General features: G+C 30.9%; 23 protein-coding genes and 1 tRNA gene. 7 read left to right on the top strand and 17 right to left on the bottom strand.

Going from position 1 to position 21,934, the window contains the following annotated elements; genetic code table 11:
- Position 1: 1 nt before the first annotated feature.
- The 3 genes from CC87_RS02025 to mnmG are packed head-to-tail and all read right to left on the bottom strand — an operon-like array spanning position 2 to position 3,693.
- On the bottom strand, positions 2-721 hold the full coding sequence (locus CC87_RS02025) for a SagB/ThcOx family dehydrogenase (RefSeq protein WP_038055526.1): 720 nt from the start codon (positions 719-721) through the stop codon (positions 2-4).
- The gene (locus CC87_RS08555; RefSeq protein ID WP_051920434.1) at positions 696-1,808 is read right to left on the bottom strand and encodes a CCA tRNA nucleotidyltransferase; all 1,113 of its coding nucleotides are present in this window, start codon (positions 1,806-1,808) and stop codon (positions 696-698) included. Before CC87_RS08555 ends, CC87_RS02025 begins: the two co-directional genes overlap by 26 nt.
- Before the next feature lie 4 nt (positions 1,809-1,812).
- Positions 1,813-3,693, bottom strand: coding sequence for a tRNA uridine-5-carboxymethylaminomethyl(34) synthesis enzyme MnmG (gene mnmG, locus CC87_RS02015; RefSeq protein WP_038055724.1), 1,881 nt, complete (start codon positions 3,691-3,693; stop codon positions 1,813-1,815).
- A 68-nt stretch (positions 3,694-3,761) separates the two neighbouring features.
- Between mnmG and mnmL the strand changes: the two genes are divergently transcribed.
- Complete coding sequence (gene mnmL / locus CC87_RS02010) at positions 3,762-4,721, top strand: tRNA modification radical SAM protein MnmL/YtqA (RefSeq protein WP_245605482.1); 960 nt, start codon at positions 3,762-3,764, stop codon at positions 4,719-4,721.
- 5 nt (positions 4,722-4,726) lie between these two features.
- Here the strand turns inward: mnmL and CC87_RS02005 are convergent, their stop codons facing one another.
- Entirely contained in the window at positions 4,727-5,122 is a 396-nt protein-coding gene (locus CC87_RS02005) for a BON domain-containing protein (protein WP_051920432.1), read from the bottom strand.
- Positions 5,123-5,135: 13 nt separating this feature from the next.
- On the opposite strand from CC87_RS02005, the gene CC87_RS02000 reads away from it, so the two are divergent.
- Complete coding sequence (locus tag CC87_RS02000) at positions 5,136-5,528, top strand: hypothetical protein (protein ID WP_038055523.1); 393 nt, start codon at positions 5,136-5,138, stop codon at positions 5,526-5,528.
- 2 nt (positions 5,529-5,530) lie between these two features.
- Here the strand turns inward: CC87_RS02000 and CC87_RS01995 are convergent, their stop codons facing one another.
- The 8 genes from CC87_RS01995 to rpsB are packed head-to-tail and all read right to left on the bottom strand — an operon-like array spanning position 5,531 to position 11,287.
- Entirely contained in the window at positions 5,531-6,460 is a 930-nt protein-coding gene (locus tag CC87_RS01995) for a D-alanine--D-alanine ligase family protein (protein WP_038055521.1), read from the bottom strand.
- Complete coding sequence (locus tag CC87_RS01990; RefSeq protein ID WP_051920430.1) at positions 6,405-7,010, bottom strand: HD domain-containing protein; 606 nt, start codon at positions 7,008-7,010, stop codon at positions 6,405-6,407. The genes CC87_RS01995 and CC87_RS01990 overlap by 56 nt, the downstream gene beginning before the upstream one ends.
- Positions 7,007-7,789 carry a phosphatidate cytidylyltransferase gene (locus tag CC87_RS01985; RefSeq protein WP_156955557.1) on the bottom strand — a complete coding sequence of 261 codons (783 nt, stop codon included), beginning with the start codon at positions 7,787-7,789 and terminating at the stop codon, positions 7,007-7,009. The genes CC87_RS01990 and CC87_RS01985 overlap by 4 nt, the downstream gene beginning before the upstream one ends.
- The gene (locus CC87_RS01980; RefSeq protein ID WP_245605481.1) at positions 7,779-8,522 is read right to left on the bottom strand and encodes an undecaprenyl pyrophosphate synthase; all 744 of its coding nucleotides are present in this window, start codon (positions 8,520-8,522) and stop codon (positions 7,779-7,781) included. Before CC87_RS01980 ends, CC87_RS01985 begins: the two co-directional genes overlap by 11 nt.
- Before the next feature lie 2 nt (positions 8,523-8,524).
- On the bottom strand, positions 8,525-9,046 hold the full coding sequence (gene frr / locus CC87_RS01975; RefSeq protein ID WP_342666625.1) for a ribosome recycling factor: 522 nt from the start codon (positions 9,044-9,046) through the stop codon (positions 8,525-8,527).
- A gap of 56 nt (positions 9,047-9,102) precedes the next feature.
- Positions 9,103-9,816, bottom strand: coding sequence for a UMP kinase (gene pyrH / locus CC87_RS01970; protein ID WP_038055515.1), 714 nt, complete (start codon positions 9,814-9,816; stop codon positions 9,103-9,105).
- Positions 9,817-9,821: 5 nt separating this feature from the next.
- A complete protein-coding gene (tsf, locus tag CC87_RS01965; protein ID WP_038055513.1) occupies positions 9,822-10,418 on the bottom strand; it encodes a translation elongation factor Ts in 597 nt (198 codons plus the stop codon).
- Positions 10,419-10,441: 23 nt separating this feature from the next.
- Positions 10,442-11,287, bottom strand: a complete 846-nt coding sequence (gene rpsB, locus CC87_RS01960; RefSeq protein ID WP_038055511.1) for a 30S ribosomal protein S2 — start codon at positions 11,285-11,287, stop codon at positions 10,442-10,444.
- Positions 11,288-11,532: 245 nt separating this feature from the next.
- Between rpsB and CC87_RS01955 the strand changes: the two genes are divergently transcribed.
- From CC87_RS01955 to CC87_RS01945, 3 genes are all read left to right on the top strand, one after another.
- Entirely contained in the window at positions 11,533-12,756 is a 1,224-nt protein-coding gene (locus tag CC87_RS01955) for a S41 family peptidase (protein WP_038055509.1), read from the top strand.
- Positions 12,756-13,388 carry a site-2 protease family protein gene (locus CC87_RS01950; protein ID WP_038055507.1) on the top strand — a complete coding sequence of 211 codons (633 nt, stop codon included), beginning with the start codon at positions 12,756-12,758 and terminating at the stop codon, positions 13,386-13,388. The genes CC87_RS01955 and CC87_RS01950 overlap by 1 nt, the downstream gene beginning before the upstream one ends.
- Positions 13,389-13,826: 438 nt before the next feature.
- Positions 13,827-14,915: an NAD(P)H-dependent flavin oxidoreductase gene (locus CC87_RS01945; protein WP_038055505.1), complete on the top strand. Its 1,089-nt coding sequence runs from the start codon at positions 13,827-13,829 to the stop codon at positions 14,913-14,915.
- A gap of 162 nt (positions 14,916-15,077) precedes the next feature.
- Here the strand turns inward: CC87_RS01945 and CC87_RS01940 are convergent.
- Positions 15,078-15,153 (bottom strand) — tRNA-His (locus CC87_RS01940).
- Between the two features lie 194 nt (positions 15,154-15,347).
- Here CC87_RS01940 and lon point away from each other — a divergent pair.
- The gene (lon, locus tag CC87_RS01935) at positions 15,348-17,714 is read left to right on the top strand and encodes an endopeptidase La (protein WP_051920428.1); all 2,367 of its coding nucleotides are present in this window, start codon (positions 15,348-15,350) and stop codon (positions 17,712-17,714) included.
- Between the two features lie 56 nt (positions 17,715-17,770).
- On the top strand, positions 17,771-18,355 hold the full coding sequence (locus CC87_RS01930) for an NUDIX hydrolase (RefSeq protein WP_051920427.1): 585 nt from the start codon (positions 17,771-17,773) through the stop codon (positions 18,353-18,355).
- On the opposite strand, the gene CC87_RS01925 is transcribed toward CC87_RS01930, so the two are convergent.
- From CC87_RS01925 to CC87_RS01910, 4 genes are read right to left on the bottom strand one after another with little or no spacing between them, the layout of a single operon-like run.
- On the bottom strand, positions 18,294-18,989 hold the full coding sequence (locus CC87_RS01925; protein WP_245605480.1) for a precorrin-2 dehydrogenase/sirohydrochlorin ferrochelatase family protein: 696 nt from the start codon (positions 18,987-18,989) through the stop codon (positions 18,294-18,296). The two genes, CC87_RS01930 and CC87_RS01925, sit on opposite strands and share 62 nt — an antisense overlap.
- Positions 18,976-20,139 (bottom strand): RNA ligase, encoded by a 1,164-nt coding sequence (locus tag CC87_RS01920; protein ID WP_051920425.1) that lies wholly within the window; start codon positions 20,137-20,139, stop codon positions 18,976-18,978. The genes CC87_RS01925 and CC87_RS01920 overlap by 14 nt, the downstream gene beginning before the upstream one ends.
- A complete protein-coding gene (gene rtcA / locus CC87_RS01915; RefSeq protein ID WP_038055500.1) occupies positions 20,117-21,172 on the bottom strand; it encodes an RNA 3'-terminal phosphate cyclase in 1,056 nt (351 codons plus the stop codon). The genes CC87_RS01920 and rtcA overlap by 23 nt, the downstream gene beginning before the upstream one ends.
- Position 21,173: 1 nt before the next feature.
- Positions 21,174-21,887, bottom strand: a complete 714-nt coding sequence (locus CC87_RS01910; RefSeq protein WP_038055498.1) for a creatininase family protein — start codon at positions 21,885-21,887, stop codon at positions 21,174-21,176.
- Positions 21,888-21,934 lie beyond the last annotated feature (47 nt).

Raw genomic sequence — 21,934 nt, 5'->3', positions numbered from 1 at the left:
TTTATTTTCCTACAGTTGCTATATAAATTACATTTTCTTCTTCATTTAAACCTAAAAGAACATTTATTTCCTCATCAAAAAAAGCCCCTATAGGACAGGCTTTTAAACCAAGAGCTTCACAAGCTAAAAGCAAATTTTGACAAATATGAGCTACATCCATAAATATATATCTTAAGCCTCTATTTCCATATTTAGAAATAGTCCTTCTTAAAACCGCAGACCAAATAAAAACCACACTTGCTGTAGCAACAAAAGTTTGTCCAAGAGCAAGTTTACTTAATACATCTCCTAAATATCCTTCCTGAAGCAAAGCTAAAGAAAAATCTTTTATCTCTAAATGATAAATACCAGGTGATATTTCTGAAGAAAAATTAATAGCTATATAAGTTTCTATGGGATACAGAGCTCCAGCTGAAGGAGCAGTTCTTAATAAATAAGGTCCTGCTCTACCTGTAATTCCTTGTACAGCATAACAAAGTAGAGAAATTTCTTTTAAGCTGATAGGATATTTTTTATAATCTCTGTTGCTCCTCCTTTTAGATAAAATTTCAAAAAGATTAGGAGTGGAAGAAATAGTTTCTAAGGATAGTTTTATTTTGGTAGCTGAAGGATATTCTTTGAAAGGAAAAGCCGGCTCTACAGGAACCTCTTTTAGAATAGGTTTTCTTAAAGAAAAATTGGTACTTTTTAAAAATTCATAAGCCTTTGTTCTTTTTAACACTTTTTTCCTCCTTGTCTAAAAGTTTTTCTAAAAATCTTGCAATTATTAGAATTTCATCAAAATAAGATTTTTTCTTATATTTCTTGGAGATCCTCTGTTTTCTTTTGATTATATATAAAATTTTATAAGTATCTCTAAGCATATCCATAGCTTTTTCAAAAAAAACTCTGTTAAATCTGAAAGTAAAAAATAAAGCCCAGAATAATTTCAAAAGATCCTGCCTATCAAAACCAGGAATTCTCTTAAAAGAGAGAGGATTGTAAGGCCGATTTATAAGAGGTAAAAAAGCAAAAGTAAACAATATCACCCTTTGCTCTAAGGTTAGTTTATTCTCCTTTCCCAAAAATTTTAAAGTTTTAAACAACAATATTTCATTAAATTTTGAGTTTTTAAAAAGTTTTTTATAAAAAGGATATATTTCATAAAGTAAACCGCTTTCTTTTAAAAGAACAAACCAGCTATGGACCCAAAAGCCTGCTATATCTTTTAAAATTTCATCTCTTAATCTTTCCCAGGTCACTTTTTTGATAAGAGATTTATTTTTTAATATTGCTTCCCAAGTTTCAGGTTCTATATTAAAGCCCAAGCGAGAGGCATGTCTAATTGCTCTTAGCATTCTTATAGGATCTTTTTCAAATCTTTTAGAGGGTTCACCTATTACCCTAACTATTCCTTTTTTTAAATCTTTTAAACCACCTACATAATCTATAATTTGTTGATTATTTATATCATAAAATAGAGCATTTATAGTAAGATCTCTTCTGAAAGCGTCTTCTTCAGGTGTTCCATAATTATCTTTTATTTTATTATCCAGTTCTTCTCTTCCTCTAAAAGTGGTGATTTCTACATACTTATTTTTATTTAAATAAACATGAACAATAGGGAATCTCCTTCCTATTATTTGACTTCTGGGAAAAATTTCTATAATTTCTTCAGGGGTAGCAGTAGTTCCTATATCATAATCCTTAGGAGTAAGCCCTACTAATAGATCCCTTACACAACCTCCTACCAAATAGGTAGTATACCCTTTTTTTTGAAGTTTTTTAATAATTTTTATAATCCTTTTAGGAATTTTTTTATTAAACACTATTTTAATCTTCAGAAGAATAATGCTTTTTTAGATGAATCTGAATAGCAGAAATGGCAGCAGGGGTGACTCCTGGAATTCTCATAGCCTGACCAATAGAAGTAGGTCTGATTCTGCTAAATTTTTCTCTCATTTCATTAGAAAGCCCTGGAATTTCGTAATAATTTAAATCTTCAGGAAGTTTCATGCTTTCAAGTTTTTTGAATTTTTCCACCTCACGAAGTTGCTTTTCTATATATCCACTATATTTTATTTCTGTTTCTACCTCAGAAAGGATATCAGAAGAATATTCTTTTAACTCAGGAATTAAATCCACCAGAGCTTGTATTTCTACTTCAGGTCTTCTTAACAATTCATAGAGTCTAATACCTGTTTTTAAAGGTGTAGAACCTATTTTTTCTAAATAAGCATTTATAAAACTGGGAGATATCTTGGTCTCTTTTAAGAATTGAGTAATTTTTTGAAGTTTTTCTTTTTTATCTAAGTATAAGCTCCATCTCTTATCATCAACCAATCCTAATTTTCTTCCTATTTCTGTAAGTCTTAAATCAGCGTTATCTTCTCTTAAAAGGAGTCTATATTCTGCACGGGAAGTAAACATTCTATAAGGTTCATCAGTGCCTTTGGTTACAAGATCATCTATAAGAACTCCTATATAGGCTTGAGAACGATCTAAAATAAGAGGTTCTTCCTCTTTTACATAAAGTGCTGCATTTATTCCTGCTATTAATCCCTGAGCAGCAGCTTCTTCATATCCAGTGGTTCCATTAATCTGACCTGCAAAAAATAAACCAGAAATAAGCTTGGTTTCCAAAGAATGTTTAATTTGGACAGGATTTACATAATCATGTTCTATTCCGTAACCAGGTCTTAAAATTTCAGCTTTCTCAAGCCCTGGTATACTTCTTATCATCTCCCATTGAACATCTATAGGAAGACTGGTGCTTATTCCATTAGGATAAACTTCTATAGTATCCAGACCTTCCGGTTCAATAAAAATTTGATGTCTTTCTTTATCAGGAAATCTAAAAACTTTATCTTCTATAGAAGGACAATATCTGACTCCTCTCCCTTTAATTTTTCCTGTAAATAAAGGAGATCTATCTAAGGCATTTTTAATAATCTTATGAGTTTTTTCAGTAGTATAAGTAATAAAACAGGGGACTTGAGGGAGAGGTGGTCTTTTCCCTTTATTTTTAAAAGAGAATAAAGGTGGTGGAAAATCTCCCCATTGTATTTCTAATTTGCTATAATCTATAGTTCTTCCATCAAGTCTGGCGCAGGTCCCGGTTTTAAACCTTCCAAGTTCAAAACCAAGTTCTTTTAAATTTTCTGCTAATTTATTGGAAGGAGGATCCCCCATTCTTCCAGCAGGAAAATGTTCTAAACCTATATGGATGAGCCCATGTAAAAAGGTTCCAGGAGCAATAACCACTGTTTTAGCTCCAAATTGTTCTTTTGCTTTAGTTTCTACTCCAATTATTTTTTTATCTTTAATTAAAAGTCTGGTGACAAGTCCTTGTTTTATATAAAGATTGGGAACTCTTTCTAAAATTCTTTTCATTCTTTCTTGATATCTAAATCTGTCTGCCTGAGCACGGGTTGCTCTTACAGCAGGACCTTTTTTAGTATTAAGTTTTCTGAATTGAATACCTGTTTCATCTATTGCTAAAGCCATTTCACCGCCAAGAGCATCTATCTCTTTTACCAAATGTCCTTTTCCTATACCTCCTATAGAAGGATTACAGCTCATAGCTCCTATACGTTCAAGATTAACAGTTATTAATAAGGTTTTACATCCCATTCTACTTGCTGCTAAACACGCTTCTATTCCTGCATGCCCTGCTCCAATAACAATCACATCAAAATTATCTAAAAATATCATACCCAGCTTCATCCTCCCTAAAGGGTTTGTTTTTATATTAAATATAACCCCTATTTTCATTTTTAGGAATGGTTGAAAAAATTATAAAGGGATTTACTATTAACTTCATGAAAAAACAAAGGCTCTATTATTCCTTAAATGAATTTTTAAAAGAAAAGTTTGGAGAAAAAGTAAAAAAAATCCCCCTTGATGCAGGTTTATCCTGTCCTAATAGAGATGGAACTAAAGGGTACGGAGGTTGTATTTACTGTGATCCTAAAGGCTCTGGGACAGGTCTATTTAAAGAAGGCAAATCTTTGGAAGAGCAAGTTAAATTATTTTTGGAAATTTTTAAAAAGAAAAAATTTAAAAAATTTATTGCCTATTTCCAGTCCTTCTGTAATACTTATGCTCCTTTAGAAAAGCTAAAAGAAATTTATGATATAGTTTATTTAGATCCCTCTATAGTAGGTTTAGCTATTGGCACCCGTCCTGATTGTATAGATGAAAATATCGCCAAGCTTTTAAAATCTTATCAAGAAAAAGGCTATTATCTTTGGATAGAATTGGGATTGCAAAGTATGCATAACCAGACACTAAAACTTATTAACAGAGGTCACACCTTTGAAGATTTTTTACAGGGTTATAATTTGCTTAAAAAATACGATATTCCTGTAGTAGTGCATATTATTTTTGGTTTACCTGGGGAAACTAAAGAGATGATGTTAGAAACTGTTAAAACCTTAGCCAAACTCAAAATAGATGGTATAAAATTTCACGCTCTATATATAGTAAAGGGTTCTAAAATGGCAGAATTGTATTTAAAAGGCAAATATAACCCCTTAGAAATGGAGTTTTATGCAAATCTTGTAGCAGAAGCTTTAACCTACCTTCCTCCTACTACAGTAATTCATAGACTATGTTCTGAAGCACGTAAAGAAGATATCTTAGCCCCTTTATGGGTTAGCAGAAAAATGGAAGTTATTAATTTAATCAGAAAGATAATGAGCAAAAAAGAATTATATCAGGGCAAAAATTACACAGAATAATCTTATTAGTGCTCTATCTGTAAATTATTGATAATTTTTTTTACTCCTGGAACACTTTTAACAATCTTTATTGCTTTCATTCTCTGTTTTTCATTTTTTACTACACCTGTAAGAGTAACCACTCCGTTTACTGTATCTACATCTATAGAAAAAGCTTTAAGTTCTGGATCTTCTATAAGTTTAAGCTTGATTTTAGCAGTAATCTTAGCATCATCTATCTGGGTTCCTACACTTCTTGGATCAGTAGCAACTTTATAACCTCCATAAGCTCCTACCCCAACTAAAACCCACCCACAACCATAACAAAAAAGAACAGGTAAAAGAATTAGAAACAAAAATACTTTTTTACTTAATTTAGCTTGATTTTTTCCGATAAATTTATTAAAATATAATTTAAACATCAGGAGGCTCCTTATGAAAATTGATCCTAAAATTTTAAACCAGATAAATTTTAACATAGATTCTAAAAGTTTAAATAGAAATTTTAAGACAAATTTTGAAGACTATCTTAAAGTAGCCCTTGAAAAATTAGAAACTCATGAATTTTTACAAAAATCTCAAGAGGAAAAATTTTCTTACATTTATCAAAAGTTAGAGGAAAGTTCTAAAATCTTGGAAAATTTAGGAGAAAAAAAGATTAATTATTCAACATCTGAAACAATAGGAGATTATCTTTTAATTCAGGCTTTAGAGATTAATAAGCTTTTAGAAACTCTTCCAGAATCCTCTTTAAAAAATCTTTTAAAAGACTGGGCTTTCTTTATAGGAATTGAAGCACAAAAAATTAAAGAAGGTTTCTATTCCTAAGGTTATTTTTTTAAAGCAAGGTCTAATAATTTTTGAATAAGAGTTTCAAAGGTATATCCAGCTACTTTTGCTGCTAAAGGTAATAAACTTGTCTCTGTCATTCCTGGAATTGTATTTGTTTCAAGAACATAAATTTTTTCTCCTACAATTATCATATCAGTTCTACTATAATGTCTCAATCTCAAAGTATTATGAGCTTTGAGTCCATATTCCTGAGCTTTTTTAGTCAGACTTTCAGGTAATACTGCAGGACATATTTCTTCTGCAAGTCCGGGAGTATATTTAGTCTTGTAATCAAAAGTTTCAGAGGCTTTAGGAACAATTTCAACCACAGGTAAAGGTTTGTCATCCAAAATTCCTACAGTTATTTCTCTACCTTTTAAATATTCTTCTAACAAAATTTCATTATCTATGCTAAAAGCTCTTTCCAAAGCTTCTTTTAAATCTTCCTCTTTTTTGACTATACTTAATCCTACACTTGATCCCTGAGTAGCTGGTTTTACTACTAAAGGGTATCCTAAACCTTTAGCAAAATCTGCAATATCAGAAAACAGGCTGTTTTTAAAAAAAATCTTTCCTTTAGGGACGGGTAAACCAGCAGATTCGTAAAGTTTTTTGGAAAGGCCTTTATGCATAGCAAGTGCACTTCCTAAAACCCCTGACCCCTGATAAGGAAGACCTATAGAATCTAAAAATCCTTGTAAAGTCCCATCTTCTCCTCCTGGACCATGCATTACCAAAAAAGCACAATCAAATTCTTTGGCTCTTTGTGCAATTATTGGCAAATCAGTAGCTGGATCAAAAAATTCATATTTATGCCCTAATTTTTCTAAAGCTTTTTTAACAGATTCTACACCTTTTAAAGAAATCTCTCTTTCAGAAGATTTTCCACCAGCAAGAAGTGCTATTTTCAATATTCTTGTAGAGGACATTTTTTACCTCCTTAATCTTTTCTAATTCTAATACTTTCTCAGGAGAAAAAGGAAGTTTGTTAAAAATGCGATTTTCAATAAGATAAGTAATTTTTTCCAAAAATTGCAATCTGGCAAGAGATTTAGGATTCCTTCCATACCTTTCTTTAAGATCAATAAATCTTTCTTTTAAACTAACAATTTGCTCGTGTTTAACCCTTTTATCAGCGTAAAAGACAATTTCATCTTCTTTAATAGGTGAATACAAATCTAAATTCAAATAAATATGATTTTTTACAATTTCTGCTACTCTTTTATATCCTAAACTTTTTAAAAGTTTGTAACCAGCTTCAGCGTGATTAATTCCTGTTAAAATTGACTCATACTTTTTGATATCATGTAAAAGTGCACCTGCCAATAATAAAGGTAAATTTAAATCCTCTCCTTTTTCTTTTAAACAACCACCAATAAATAGAGAAACTAAAGCCACTTTTTCAGAATGTCTGATAATATGTTCTGGGACTTTTTCTTCTTTTAAAAGTTTATAGCATTCCTCTATAGACGGAATCATTTTTTAAGAAAATTTAAAAATATTAAAAACAAAGGCGCAGAAAATAAAACTCCATCTATTCTGTCAAGCATTCCTCCATGTCCCCAAATTATTCTACCAGAATCTTTTTTATTTACCATTCTTTTAAAAGCTGATTCAAAAAGATCTCCTATGGTTCCCACTATAGCTAAAAACCCTGCTATAAATAAATTAGTGAAATTAGGAAATAAATTCCAGAATTTGTTAAGTAATATTGCTATTATTACAGCTAAACATATTCCCCCAAAAAAACCTTCCCAGGTTTTCTTAGGAGAGATTTTTGGGAAAAAATGATGTTTTCCAAAGGCTTTACCTGTCAAATAAGCACCTGTATCATTAGCAAAGATTATTGAAAAAAAGTAAACCAGATATTCTCTTTTAAATTCTTGTAAAATTTCCCAAAAAGGGAAAAGACCTATAAAAAGATAGATAAGGCCTATTAAAAAAGGTAAAAAAAGTATTTTAAACTTTTCTTTTTCATAAGCAAATAAAAAAGGTAGAAAAGAAAAAAATAGAAATATATAAAATATATAAAACTTAGGAATATTTAAAATAGCAGATAAAAATAATCCCATAAGTAGCAGAACTTCACCCCAGAATAACCAGTAAAAAGAAAAGTGAAAAAGATTAGACCATTCATAATAACATATAAAAGCAGTAAATAAAATTAATACCAAAAGAATAGACAAAGAAGCTTTAAAAAGAAGTAAAATAAGAATAGGAAAAAGAATTAAAGCAGTAATAAATCTTTTAAAATTCATAAATTCTGCCAAATCTTCTTTCTCTTTGTTGATAAGAATAAAGGGCTTTTATATACTCTTTCTCATCAAAATCAGGCCAACAAATAGGAGTAAAATAAAATTCTGTATAAGCCATCTGGAAAAGCAAAAAATTGGAAATTCTGAGCTCTCCACTTGTTCTTATAAGAAGATCAGGATCAGGTAAATCTGCAGTATAAAGAAATTTTCTAAATAATTTTTCATTTATTTCTTCAGGGTCAACCTCTCCTTTTTTAACTTTATCAGCTATTATTTTAGTAGCTCTTATAATTTCAGTCCTTCCCCCATAACTAAGAGCTAAACAAAGTTTCATTTTCTTATTTTCCTTAGTAACATCTTCTGTATATTTAATTCTTTTTTGCAAGTCTTTTGGAAAATCTTCTATATCACCTATAGCTACAAATTTTATCTCTTTTTTTTGCATGTTTTCTAATTCATTTTCCAAATAGAATTTTAAAAGTTCAAAAATAGTTTCTATTTCACTCTTAGGTCTTTCCCAGTTTTCTTTGGAAAAAGCAAAAAGAGTAAGAACAGGAATACCGAGCTCATAGGTTTTTAAAATGATTTTTTTAGCAGTTTCTACTCCCTTTTTATGTCCATATATACGGGGCAACCCTTTTTTTTTAGCCCATCTGCCATTTCCATCCATAATAATAGCAACATGCTCAGGAAGCTTTGACGGATCTAAAATCAGATCAAAATCTTGTGAGCTCATCATTAAACTGTTAAAATTTCTTTTTCTTTTTCTTTTAATAATTCATCTATTTTTTTTATATGTTCATCAGTTATTTTTTGAACCTTTTTTTCCAATTGAATATAGTCATCTTCAGAAATTTCACCTTTCTTTTTGGCTGTTTTAAATTTATCTAAAATATCTCTTCTTATATTTCTTATAGCGATTCTTGCTTCTTCAGCCAATTTACCTACTACTTTGGTTAACTCTTTTCTTCTTTCTTCTGTAAGTGGAGGTATAACAAGTTTTATGGTTTTTCCATCACTGGTAGGATTAATACCAAGATCCGACTTTTGAATAGCCTTTTCCATTTCTTTTACCAGATTAACATCCCAGGGTTGAATAACTATCATTTTTCCTTCTATGATATTAATAGTAGCTAACTGAGTAATAGGCATCTTGGTTCCATAGCAATCAACTTTAATTCCTTCCAAAAGAGAAATAGAAGCTCTTGAAGTTCTTATATGAGAAAGTTCTTCTTTAAAAGCCTTAACCCTTTTTTCCATTTTCTTCTTTGTTTCTTCTAAGGATTGATTCACGAAGTTCTCACCTCCTTTTTAAATTATTTAATCAAAGTCCCTACTTTTTCCCCTAAAAGTGCTTTTTTAATATTACCATATTTTAATAAGTTAAAAACTAAAACTGGAAGTTTATAATCTCTGGCTAAAGAAAAAGCTGTAGCATCCATAACTCTTAATTTTTTTTGCAAGGCTTCATCAAAAGTTAATTCATCAAATTTTTTAGCTGTAGGATCTTTAAAAGGATCTTTGTCATATACTCCATCAACCTTGGTGGCTTTAAATAAAATTTTTGCTTTTAATTCCAAAGCTCTTAAAACTGCAGCTGTATCTGTGGTAAAAAAAGGATTCCCGGTTCCACAAGCTAAAATGAGTATTCTACCTTTTTCCAAGTGTTTTAAAGCTTTTTCTCTTATATAAGTCTCTGCAACTTCTTTAACTTCCAAAGCTGACATTACTCTACAAGGAATATTTTTAGATTCTATAGCATCTTGAAGAGCCAGAGCATTTATTAAAGTTGCAAGCATACCCATATAATCTGCTCTGGCTCTATCCATTCCCTGTTTTTCTCCTGCTACACCTCTAAAAATATTTCCTCCACCAATAACTATTCCTATTTCAACACCATATTGATAAATTTCTTTTAATTCCTCTGCAATTTTATTGAGTACTTTATTATCAATACCAAAAGATTTATCCCCAAGTAAAGCTTCTCCAGAAATTTTAAGCAAAATCCTTTTATATTTCACTTCAGGCACTTCTTTTATTCCCCTATTTGATATCTACAAAATCTTTTAATTACTATCTTTTCTCCAGTCTTTGCTATAAGTTCATTTAACAAATCCTGAACAGTAATCTCTGGATTTTTAATAAAATCCTGTTCTAACAAAACATTTTCCTTATAAAACTTCTCTAACTTTCCTTCTATTATTTTTGGAATTATATTTTCAGGTTTTCCACTTTCTCTTAATTGCTCTTCATATATCTTTTTTTCTCTTTCTAAAATTTCTTGAGGCACCTGATCTCTGCTTACCGCTATAGGATTAGTAGCAGCAATTTGCATAGCTACATTGTGAGCAAATTCCTGAAATTCATCAGTTCTGGCAACAAAATCTGTTTCACAATTTACTTCTACTAAAACCCCTATTTTTTTATTACTATGAATATAAGCAGCAATTACCCCTTCACTGGCTTCTTTTCCTGCTCTTTTAGCAGCTATAGCTAAACCTCTTTTTCTTAAAATATCTACAGCTTTTTCTATATCTCCACCAGCTTCTTCCAAAGCTTTTTTGCAGTCTGAAAAACCAGCAGCAGTTCTTTCTCTAAGTTGTTTTATAAGTTCTAAACTAATTTTTGTCATAATTAACCTCCTTTTAAAATTTTTTATTCTTCAGGCATCTTAGAAGCTTCTTCTTCTAATTTCTCTTCCTTAGTCTCCTCAGCTAAAATTTCTTCTAAAATAGCCTCTGCCTTTTCTTCCTCACTTTGAAATTCTTCTTCTCCTACCATTTCCTCTTTATCACTCATAGCTGCTACTTTTTCTTTGTAAATTTCTAAACCTTCTAAGCAGGCATCAGCTATTTTACTGGTAAGAAGTTTTACAGCTCTTATAGCATCATCATTCCCTGGAATGATATAGTCTATTAGATCTGGATCACAATTTGTATCTACAATAGCTATTATAGGTATTCCAAGTTTTCTTGCTTCTTTTACAGCAATTTCTTCATGCACAGGATCAACTATATATAAAGCCTGAGGTAAGGTTTCCATATCTTTAATACCAGCCAAGTTTCTTTCTAATTTATTTTTTAAACGCTCTAACTTAAGTCTTTCTTTTTTAGGGAACCTCTCTATAGTTCCATCTTCAAACCAAGACTCAATTCTTTTGAGCTTTTCTACACTTTGTCTAATTGTTCTAAAATTAGTAAGTGTTCCACCAAGCCAACGATAATTTACATAATACATTCCGCATCTTTCAGCTTCAGTTTTAATAGTTTCTTGAGCCTGTTTTTTTGTTCCGACAAATAAAAGTTTTCCACCATTAGCTACTAAATTTACCACAAATTCATAGGCAATTTCAAAATACTTAAGAGTTTGCTGTAAATCAATAATGTGAATGCCGTTTCTTTCTCCAAAAATGAAGGGTTTCATTTTTGGATTCCATCTACGGGTCTGATGTCCAAAATGGACACCTGCTTCAAGAAGCTGTTTCATAGTAATGTGAGCCATAAAATTACCTCCTTTGGGGTTTTTTTCTTCCGTCTAAGGTGGACTAAAACCAAGCATCCCTTTAAAGGGACACCCCAACCCTTAGACGTGCTTTTTGTGTTTCCTAATTAAATCATGTTTTCTTTTTTTTGCAAGATTTTATCTTTATATTTTAAGAATTCTTTATTATTCTTCAAATATCTTGAAAAAATTTTTTTTAGGTGTTTAATTTTTTAAATTTAAAAAAATTTTGTAAGGGGTTTTTTATGAGATCAAATTCTAAAAAAGTTATAGGATTTATCTTAAGCCTAATTTTAATCTTTTTTATAATTTTCAAATTTAATAATTGTTTTTCAAAAGAAAAAAATAATGAAATATATAAATATCTTAAAATGTTTTCTCAGGTTTTAAGTTTGATAGAAGATAATTATGTAACAGATATAAGTCCCAAAAAATTGATCTACGGTGCTATAAATGGAATGCTAAATTCTCTTGATCCTTACTCTTGTTTAATGACACCTGAAGAGTATAAAGAGCTGGAAATAGAAACTAAAGGTAGTTTTACAGGAATTGGTATAGAGATAACTATGAAAGATGGAATTCTAACGGTTGTTGCTCCTATAGAAGATACCCCTGCATGGAAAGCTGGTATAAAACCTGGAGATAAAATTTTAAAAATAAATGATAAACCTACAAAAGGAATGTCTTTGTTAGAGGCTGTTAAGCTTTTAAGAGGACCAAAAGGAACAAAAGTTACCATTACCATATTAAGAAATGATAAAGATATCAAGGTTATCACTTTAACACGGGATGTTATTCCTATAAAAAGTGTAAAATACAAAATTTTAGAACCTGGTTATGCCTATGTTAGAATCACAAGTTTTCAAGAAAAAACCCCTGAAGAATTAGAAAAAGCTTTAGAAAAATTAGAAAGTAAGGAAAAAATCAAGGGTATTGTGTTAGATTTGAGATATAATCCAGGAGGTTTACTTTCCTCTGCTATAGATGTTGCTGATGAATTCTTAGATAAAGGTTTAATAGTTTCCATAAAAGGTAAAAATAAAAACAGCCAGATGGAATTTAGAGCTAAACCCAATCCTCCTAATGAAAAACATCATTATCCTATTGTTATTTTGATTAATCACGGAACAGCCTCTGCTTCTGAAATTGTTACAGGAGCTTTAAAAGATAATCATAGAGCTTTGGTATTAGGACAAAAAAGTTTTGGAAAAGGCAGAGTTCAAACAGTTATTCCATTGGAAGATGGTTATGCTGTAAAACTAACTACTGCTTTTTATTATACTCCCAATGGAGTTTGCATAGATAAGGTGGGAATAAAGCCTGATATAGAAATACCTGAAATGGAACTTAAAATAAAAAGTCATGAAGATGTAATTATGAGAACCACAGATCCTGAAAAGGATTTTCAGGTAAAAATGGCTCTTTCTATTTTAAAAAACATAAAAGAGATTTCTAAAATAGAGTATTGATGTTTGATTTAAAAATTTTTATTTTACTTACACCTCCTTTACTTCTTGCTTTAACAGTTCATGAGTTTTCTCATGGACTTGTGGCTTATTTATTAGGAGATCCTACTCCAAAGCTTGCTGATAGACTTTCTTTAAATCCTCTTAAACATTTGGATCCTTTGGGAACTATAACTCTTTTTATAACACAGGCTATAGGTTGGGCTAAACCTGTTCCTATTAATCCTAATTATTTTAAAAATCCCTGGAGAGACATGGCTTTGGTTTCTTTAGCAGGACCTTTATCCAACATAATTTTAGCCTTTATATTTGCTTTCTTTTTCCATCTGTTTGGTATTTTAAAGATTAATTTTTTAAATTTTCAAGTTTCAGAACCTTTAGCTTTGATGTGCTATTTAGGAGTAAAAATCAATATAGGATTGGGAGTTTTTAATCTTCTTCCTATACCTCCTTTAGATGGAAGTAAGATATTAGTAAAATTTCTCCCCTATTCTTTAAGAGCAAGTTATCTAAAATTGGAACTTTTTGGATTTTTTCTGATTTTATTTTTAGCTCTTACTGGTCTTTTATCCTATATAGTTTATCCTATCATTTCTTTTCTTTCTGATTTTGTTTTCTCTTTAACCTATTTCTAAAATTTCTATTTGTCCAATTAGACAAAGGTATCCATGTAAAATTCGTTTTTGATTAAAAAATACTCTTGCTTTTTTTGTTTTTTTATTACCATAGGATGTATAATTTCTATTAAAAAGTATCAGAAAGATATAAACAAAAAATCAAAGTTACCAGAGAAGTTTTCCCCAAAATATATTCATCAACTGATAAAATTTATAAAATTTTCTGCAATTGAAACAAATTAGCGATGATATTAAAAGCTTAAAAAATCCTGCGACTGCAAGCGCACTCCCTTATTACAACTCTGGCAGACATAATAGGAACTGGGATTTATTTAACAATAGCATATCAGATAATATCATTAATAAAATATCACTTTTTAAAAATTTTTAATAGACTTTTCATTTTTCTTTGGTATATTTTTTCATAATATTTAAAATTTTAATGGAGGTAAATTTATGAGCTCAAGAAAATTGCCTAAATTGAAAATAGGTGATCTTGAGGCTGAAATACCAATTATTCAAGGTGGAATGAGCGTAGGTATCTCTTTATCGGGATTGGCTTCAGCTGTAGCAAATGAAGGTGGTATAGGAGTTATTGGTGCTGCCGCAATTGGTATGCTTGAACCAGATTTTAAAACAAACTTTAAGGAAGCAAATAAAAGAGCATTAAGAAAAGAAATAAGAAAAGCAAAAGAAATGACAAAGGGCATTATAGGAGTTAATATAATGGTAGCTCTTTCAGATTTTGAGGAGCTTTTACTGGTAGCAATAGAAGAGAAAGCAGATCTTGTCTTTCTCGGTGCAGGTTTGCCATTAAAAGTTCCTTTTGAAGCTTTAAAAAATAGCTCCACAAAGGTTGTTCCTATTGTATCTTCTGCAAGGGCTGCTGATCTTATATTTAGATATTGGGCAAAACACTACAACCATGTTCCTGATGCTGTAGTTATTGAGGGTCCTTTAGCTGGAGGTCATCTTGGATTTAAAAGAGAACAGATTGATGATCCACGCTATAGCCTGGAAAATATTTTGCCAGAAGTTATATCTGTAATAAGAGTCTATGAAAAACAATTTGAAAAGAAAATCCCGATTATTGTCGCTGGTGGAATATATACTGGTGAAGACATTTATAAATTTATTCAAATGGGTGCTGATGGAGTTCAAATGGGTACACGATTTGTAGCAACTCATGAGTGCGATGCAGATGTCCGGTTTAAAGAAGCTTTTGTTAAGTGTAAAAAAGAAGATATAATAATAATAGATAGTCCTGTTGGTTTACCAGGAAGAGCAATAAAAAATAAATTTTTAGAAGAAGTTAAAGCTGGAATAAAAAAACCGATCAGGTTTTTATGGAAGTGTTTAAAACCTTGTGATTTTAAAAAAGTGCCATACTGTATTGCTTTAGCACTAACCAACGCAAAAAAAGGCAATTTGGAAGAGGGCTTTGCTTTTGCAGGAGCTAATGCATATAGAGTGGATAAGATTATTTCTGTTAAAGAGTTAATTGAAAGCTTATTGATAGAATATGAAAAAGCAGCCTCTGTATAAACCTTAGCGACTTCTTATCCATACAAGGTTTTTTCTTTTGCTTTATAGAGAAAAAGTGAGTTCATTCAGAGGTATATGTATCTGCAATACTACATATATAATGAGTTGTACTCTGAAGCAATTACTGCCGGAGAAGCTTACATCTCAAAAGAGCCATCAATCTGGGGAGGCCGACGGGACTCGAACCCGTGACACTCGGGGCCACAGCCCGATGCTCTACCAACTGAGCTACGGCCTCCAATAGTCATTATAAATTTAATATACCTTTTTAAAAAATCAATATACCTTTTGTTTAAAAATTGTTTATGATTTTTTTTCAAAAAATTAAATTATATAAAAATAATTTGATAAAAATTTCTTTTTTCTCTTGAATAAATCATTTAAGGATTTACATTTATGATACAAAATTTTTTAAAATTTAAAAGGAGGTTTATGAGAGAAGAGCTTGAAATTAATATTCCTGAAATCTCAGAAGGGGAAATAATAGATGTCCCTGAAATACTACCTTTAATGGCAATTAGAGATATTGTCCTTTTTCCTTCTATGGTAGTTCCTCTATTTGTTGGAAGACCTAAATCCTTAAAAGCTATAGAAGAAGCCTTAAACAAAGACAAACTCATTGCTTTGTCAACTCAAAAGAATTCTCGTATAGAAAATCCCAAGCCTGAAGATTTATACAAAATCGGCACCATAGGTCTGATTTTAAAAACCTTTAATATATCTGAAAACCGTTTAAAAGTGGTTGTTCAAGTTTTATCAAGGGTTGAAATTAAAGAATTTTTACAAACAGATCCTTATTTTAAAGTAAAAATAGAACCCTGTAAGGAAAAAGAGCCAGAAATTATTACCCCTGAAATTGAAGCTTTAATCCGCACTGTAAAAGAAAATATTGAAAAGCTATTAGCTTTAAAAGGAACTTTAAATTCAGAAATTTCTGCAGTTATTGAATCTATAGAAGAACCTGGAAGATTAGCAGATCTTATTACCATTTATCTTAAATTAAAGGTTAAACAAGCTCAAAATCTTCTTGAAACCCTTGATGGAGTAGAACGTTTAAAAACCATTTCTAAAATTTTATTACAGGAAATAGAAATAACCACTCTTCAAAACAAAATCCAAGCAGAGGCACAGGAGGAAATAGGGAGATCTCAGAGAGAATACTTTTTAAGAGAACAGCTTAGGGCTATAAAAAGAGAATTAGGGGAATTTGAAGATATAGAAAGTGAAATAGAAGAACTCCGTAAAAAGATTAAAAAAGCTAAAATGCCCAAACAAGTAGAAAAAGAAGCCTTAAAGCAATTAAATCGTCTTGAATTTATGCATCCGGATTCCTCTGAAGCTGCAGTAATCAGAAATTACTTAGAATGGCTCATAGAACTTCCCTGGAAAAAATCTACTAAAGATATTTTAGATTTAAAGCATGTAAAAAAAGTTTTGGATAAAGATCATTATAACTTGGAAAAAGTTAAAGATAGAATTTTAGAATTTTTAGCTGTTAAAAAAATAAATCCAAAAGCTAAAGGAGCTATAATTTGTTTTGTAGGACCTCCTGGAGTAGGTAAAACCAGTTTAGGAAGATCCATAGCTGAAGCTCTGGGAAGAAAATTTGTAAGAGCTGCTCTTGGAGGAATAAAAGACGAAGCAGAAATAAGAGGGCACAGAAGAACTTATGTAGGAGCTTTACCTGGCAGAATCATTCAGGGAATTAAACAAGCTGGTGTAAATAATCCTGTTTTTTTACTTGATGAAATTGATAAACTTTGCAGTGATTTTCACGGTGATCCAGCTGCTGCTCTTTTAGAAGTTTTAGATCCTGAACAAAATAAAGAATTTGTAGATCATTATTTAGATGTACCATTTGATCTGTCCAAAGTTCTTTTTATTGCTACAGCTAATATGACAGAACCTATTCCAAAGGTCCTTTTAGACCGTATGGAAGTAATATATCTATCTGGTTATACTTTTAAAGAAAAATTAGAAATAGCTAAAAGGCATCTTCTACCTAAATTGCTTAAAGACCATGGTTTAAAAAAGAAACTATTAAAAATCTCTGATAAAGTAATTTTAAAAATCATTGAAGAATATACCTTTGAGTCAGGAGTAAGAGAACTGGAAAGAAAGCTGGCCACTATTTGCAGAAAGATAGCAAGAAAACTCGCTGAAGGAGAAAAAGGACCTTTTGAAATTACTGAAGAAAATTTAACAGAATACTTAGGTCCCCCAGAGTATATAGAAGAATTAAAACAAGAAAAAGATGAAATCGGAGTAGCTACGGGTCTTGCTTGGACACCAAATGGTGGAGAGGTTTTATATGTAGAAGCTGTGACCATGCCTGGTAAGGGTAATTTAATTTTAACTGGTCATTTGGGAGATATTATGAAAGAAAGCGCTCAAGCAGCTCTTTCTTATATAAGATCCAGACACAAAGAACTTCAGTTAAGACCAGATTTTTATACTAAATATGATATACATGTACATGTCCCCTCTGGTGCTATCCCCAAGGATGGACCAAGTGCCGGAGTTACTATAGCTACTGCTATGATCTCCGCACTTACACAAAAACCTGTTTCAAAAGATTATGCAATGACAGGAGAAATTACTTTAAGAGGTAAAGTTTTACCTGTAGGAGGAATTAAAGAAAAATCCTTGGCTGCGCTGAGAAAAGGTATCAAAAAAGTTCTTATACCTTATAAAAATGCTAAAGATTTGGAAGATATCCCCAAAGATTTAAGGGAACAAATAGAATTCATATTTATTTCACATTTAGATGAAGTTATTAAATTGGTTATAAAAAATTAATTTTTATCTCTTTTCAAATTTTAATTTTTTGTAATAATATAATTTTTGAAAAAATTATGAATAAAAAGAAAAAAGATAGCCAAAAAAAAGGCCGTAAAAAAAAAGAAACACCCGAAAGTAGAAAACGAGAACTTTTAGAAGCTGTTGATGAAAATTGCAATCCTATTACTATTCTAAACCGTGAAGAAATTCATAACAAAGGGTATTTCCATAAAACTGTTCATATTTTCTTATTTAATAAAAATAGAGAGATTTATTTGCAAAAAAAATCGCAAATTGTTGAAGAAAATCCAGGCCTCTGGACATCTTCTGCTTCAGGACATGTTTTAGTAGGAGAAAGTTTTTTAATAACTGCTCAAAGAGAGTTAAAAGAGGAATTATCTATAAAGGTAAAATTAGAGGAAGTATTTAAAATAAATCCTACAGAAAGTCCTACCAGAGAATGTATAGCTCTTTTTGTAGGATATACTAACAAAATTCCCAAACCTAATCCTTTAGAGATTGAAGAAGGACGTTTCTTTTTGGTAGAAGAAGTAGATAAATTAATTCAAACTTCTCCTGAAATTTTCAGCCCATCTTTTAAATTTCTTTGGAAGAAATACTGGTCCTTAGTGACTCAAACAGAGCTGAAGGGAAAATAAGGCCTTCTTTTTCTATAACAGTTTTTAGTAGCTCTAAATCCCCATATTTTATATACCTTGGAATAGGAATTAAAGCCAGTTTTTGAAGTTTGGCTTCTTTTTCTTGAGAAGATATATTTAAATTCAAAATTTGGTCTCTAAGGTTTTTCATAAGTTCTATATAAATCTCGTATTCTTCACCTATCAATTCTTCCAAAGTTTCTCTTAATCTTCTTGCTACAGCAGGACTTGCTCCTGAAGTAGAAATAGCAATAGCTAATTTTCCTCTTCTCACCACCGAAGGAACTATAAAACTGCAAAATTCTGGAACATCTACTACATTACAAAAAACTCTTTTTTGTTCTGCCTCTTGATAAATCTCTTTTTGAACTTCAGGATCATTGGTAGCTGCTATAACTAACCAAGCTCCTTCTAAATCACCTATTTGATAAACTCTTTTTTCCCAAACAAATTTTCCCTCTTCAGCCCATTTTTTAAGCTTTGGGGTTAACTCTGGAGAAATAACTTTTACCTTGGCTTTTGCTCTTAAAAGACTTTTTATTTTCCTTTCCGCTACTTTCCCTCCACCTACAACTATGCATAATTTGTTTTCAATATTTAAAAAAATCGGAAAATATTCTTTAATCAACCTCACCCCACCCCTCCAATTTGGATTTCCAAAATTGTGTTGCTTTAGGATAAATTTTAACAAATTCTATATGCAGATAGCCATTTTTCCATTCAGCTCGTTTTATTTCTACATTTACTTTGGCTAAACGAAAATGCGCTAACATTGCCAGATAATTACTTTCTTTTTTAAATCTGACTTTAAAAATTTCCTGAGAAGGTTTATCTTCATTAAACATTTTCAGAATTTCTTCAAACATATTTGGTCCTAATTTATTATAAACCTCTTCTTTAAACTCTTCAAATTCATACAAATTTAAGGCAAGCCTGATTAATCTTAAAGAGATAAAATAAGGATCTATATCACCTAAATAAGGAAAAACTACCTTTAAATCTTCTAAATTTGAAAATGGAGTTACATATTTCACTCTTGATCCTTTGTCTTCTGGTTTAAAAACAACCCCTTCCCTTTTTTCCAAGTGATACCTGGCTAATAATTCTTTTATTTCTTTGTAATCTCTCTCAGGATCAAAAGGTCCATTTATTTCAGGAGAATTTAGATTATATTTTTCAAGCCATTTCAATTTTTTTGAAATATTTATAAATTTACCTGTTCCTTTTTCCATAAAATCAAAAACAAAATAATTTACATCTTCTTTGATATAAGGAGGATATTCACTTACAAAAGGGTTTTCAGGTCCAGCAACTTCGCAACAGACCACGAAATCAGGATTTTCTTCAAAAAATTCTGGGAGATTAGGTAAAAAGTCTTCCCATCTATCAGTAGCAAAGGGACAAACATAGCCCCTTCTGGTAAATGCCAGAATCTCATCCTCTACTTTCACCAGTCTCACATTATAACCTTCTATCTTCTCTTCTGCATAAAAGGGATATTTTAAATATCTCTTTAAACCTGTTTTTAAGACATAAACTCTTGGAATATGGGGATACCCTGGAACAAAAAGTTTTTCATTAAAAAATGTTCCCAAGGGATAAGAACGAAATTCTTTATTTAATCTAAAAAAATTTTTATTTTTCCAAGAAAAGAATAATAATTTCCCTTTTTGAAAAGCTTTTTCCCAATCCACCAGAGGTATTCTTTTCAAATAAGAATTTTGTTTCCAGCAAAATTTAAAATATTCCCAAATATCCTTTTCATCTTTCTTCAATTCTAACATCTCCCTTTTCTCCTTCTTTCCCTTTTATTTCTATTTTGACTTCAGGGATAAATTGTGGAATAAGCCATGCCTGAGTAAGAAGATGTCTGGTTACCTTAGAAACAGTATAACCGAATTCTTTTTTCTTAGAATTTAGTATAGCAAGACTTATAGGGATTAAAAGCTGATCTCCTAAATGTTCTTCTATTTGAGTATGAGTATCCAAAAAATTTAAAAACTGAAAAGCTGCGTTTTTGCCCACCTCCTCTGCAGGATATCTCTTTCTCCCTAATTCAGTAAAACCTGCCCTTTTTATTCTATCCTTATCTATAGAATAAATAAAAAGCATAGTGCCTGGAGATTCTGTCTTTACTTTTTCTAAAATAATTTCTGCTTCTAATACTTTAGATTTTAAAATTTCCAAAGCTGATTTAGCCTGTCTTTCCAAAATATGAGAAGGTAATTTATCTGAAATCAAACTGATTATCTGTGTTCTAAAAGGAACAAAAGAAGAAGCCAAATTAGGAAAATAAAATTCTTTCCAGGGAAAAATCTTGGCTTTAATTTTTCCACCTCCCTTAGGATAAAAACCCGCTTTTTCCATTATAATATGGGATTTTAAACCGAAATTTTCAACGACAGGTAAAAAAACATATTTTAAATAATGATAACAAGGGCTATAAGGTATATGGGTTCCTCCTTTAATAATAAGAGTCCCTCCCTCTGAAAAAGCCAAGGGATAGATCAAAGTCTGAAAAAGTAGGCCTGTAGAACCAGCGGTTTTAATATCAAAGATATAAGTTTTATTAGAAGGCATATCCTTAGGAATAAAAATAATCTCCTTAGAATTTAGTTCAGCTCCTTGTACTTCAGCTTTAGAAATTTCAGCAGAAGCTTTTACACAGGCTAAATGCTGAGGCTGTAAACCTGGTTTGGATCTATTTACTCTTATGTTAAAAATTTTAACTGGCTTTTTAAAAATAATAGCTAAGGAGAGAGAAGTCCTCAATATCTGTCCCCCGCCCTCTCCATAAGAACCATCTATCAAGAGCATACTATTCCTCTTCCATTCTCTTTATTTCTTTTATCAAAAATTGTACCAGTCTTTCAACTAAAATCTTGCCTTTTTTTTCAGAGGCTTTTAAAGGATTACCCCATATACCAGAAGGCCAGTATTTCTTTTTATCAGCTACTACTCTAAATTTAGGAAAATCAGGATAATCTTCAAATCCTTCTCCTTTAACTAAATGAGGCTTAAAATACTTTATAAGAGAGACTTCCCATTCTCCTGCATGAGAATCTCTTTCAGGAATACCTATTTCCTTTAAAAAGGGAATCAATAGCTGATAAATGTTAGCTACGAAAAATTTAGCTTCAGGATGAAGCTCTAAAAATGCTTCTGCTGCATCTATTAAATAAGCACTATGAGTCCCTCCTGCATGCCCTGATAAAATAAAAAAATTTCTAAAATTCTGACGATAAAATTCTGATATTATGTTAAAAATTAGTGCTTTTAAAAGTTCTCCTTTTATACTTATAGTTCCTGCTAAAGGATAAGTACTTCTGCAAAGTCCGTAATAAACTGGAGGTGCTACTAAAATTTTGATTTTCTGGCTTAAAACTTTACACACTTCATAAATAGTGTATAAATCTGTAGCTAAAGGCAAATGAGGTCCATGAGCTTCTATAGAACCTACTGGAATTATAACAGTTTTTATTTCGCTCTTAGCTTTTTCAAACTCCTCTGAGGTTATTTCTTCTACTAACATATTTTCCTCCTTTTAAATTTAAAAATTTTTAAAATGAATTATATTTA

It is taken from the genome of Thermodesulfobacterium hydrogeniphilum (genome assembly GCF_000746255.1).
GTDB lineage: Bacteria > Desulfobacterota > Thermodesulfobacteria > Thermodesulfobacteriales > Thermodesulfobacteriaceae > Thermodesulfobacterium > Thermodesulfobacterium hydrogeniphilum.
The sequence above is the reverse complement of the archived record's forward strand: the minus strand, read 5'-3'. Positions and strand labels throughout refer to the sequence as shown.

What these genes read in the sequence shown, in the direction of transcription:
- mnmG (WP_038055724.1), bottom strand. Translation starts at nt 3,693, where the DNA reads ATGATATTTTTAGATAATTTTGATGTGATTGTTATTGGAGCAGGGCAT.
- mnmL (WP_245605482.1), top strand. Translation starts at nt 3,762, where the DNA reads ATGGTTGAAAAAATTATAAAGGGATTTACTATTAACTTCATGAAAAAA.
- CC87_RS02005 (WP_051920432.1), bottom strand. Translation starts at nt 5,122, where the DNA reads ATGTTTAAATTATATTTTAATAAATTTATCGGAAAAAATCAAGCTAAA.
- CC87_RS02000 (WP_038055523.1), top strand. Translation starts at nt 5,136, where the DNA reads ATGAAAATTGATCCTAAAATTTTAAACCAGATAAATTTTAACATAGAT.
- CC87_RS01995 (WP_038055521.1), bottom strand. Translation starts at nt 6,460, where the DNA reads ATGTCCTCTACAAGAATATTGAAAATAGCACTTCTTGCTGGTGGAAAA.
- CC87_RS01990 (WP_051920430.1), bottom strand. Translation starts at nt 7,010, where the DNA reads ATGATTCCGTCTATAGAGGAATGCTATAAACTTTTAAAAGAAGAAAAA.
- CC87_RS01985 (WP_156955557.1), bottom strand. Translation starts at nt 7,789, where the DNA reads ATGAATTTTAAAAGATTTATTACTGCTTTAATTCTTTTTCCTATTCTT.
- CC87_RS01980 (WP_245605481.1), bottom strand. Translation starts at nt 8,522, where the DNA reads ATGAGCTCACAAGATTTTGATCTGATTTTAGATCCGTCAAAGCTTCCT.
- frr (WP_342666625.1), bottom strand. Translation starts at nt 9,046, where the DNA reads ATGGAAAAAAGGGTTAAGGCTTTTAAAGAAGAACTTTCTCATATAAGA.
- tsf (WP_038055513.1), bottom strand. Translation starts at nt 10,418, where the DNA reads ATGACAAAAATTAGTTTAGAACTTATAAAACAACTTAGAGAAAGAACT.
- rpsB (WP_038055511.1), bottom strand. Translation starts at nt 11,287, where the DNA reads ATGGCTCACATTACTATGAAACAGCTTCTTGAAGCAGGTGTCCATTTT.
- CC87_RS01955 (WP_038055509.1), top strand. Translation starts at nt 11,533, where the DNA reads ATGAGATCAAATTCTAAAAAAGTTATAGGATTTATCTTAAGCCTAATT.
- CC87_RS01950 (WP_038055507.1), top strand. Translation starts at nt 12,756, where the DNA reads ATGTTTGATTTAAAAATTTTTATTTTACTTACACCTCCTTTACTTCTT.
- CC87_RS01945 (WP_038055505.1), top strand. Translation starts at nt 13,827, where the DNA reads ATGAGCTCAAGAAAATTGCCTAAATTGAAAATAGGTGATCTTGAGGCT.
- lon (WP_051920428.1), top strand. Translation starts at nt 15,348, where the DNA reads ATGAGAGAAGAGCTTGAAATTAATATTCCTGAAATCTCAGAAGGGGAA.
- CC87_RS01930 (WP_051920427.1), top strand. Translation starts at nt 17,771, where the DNA reads ATGAATAAAAAGAAAAAAGATAGCCAAAAAAAAGGCCGTAAAAAAAAA.
- CC87_RS01920 (WP_051920425.1), bottom strand. Translation starts at nt 20,139, where the DNA reads ATGTTAGAATTGAAGAAAGATGAAAAGGATATTTGGGAATATTTTAAA.
- rtcA (WP_038055500.1), bottom strand. Translation starts at nt 21,172, where the DNA reads ATGCTCTTGATAGATGGTTCTTATGGAGAGGGCGGGGGACAGATATTG.
- CC87_RS01910 (WP_038055498.1), bottom strand. Translation starts at nt 21,887, where the DNA reads ATGTTAGTAGAAGAAATAACCTCAGAGGAGTTTGAAAAAGCTAAGAGC.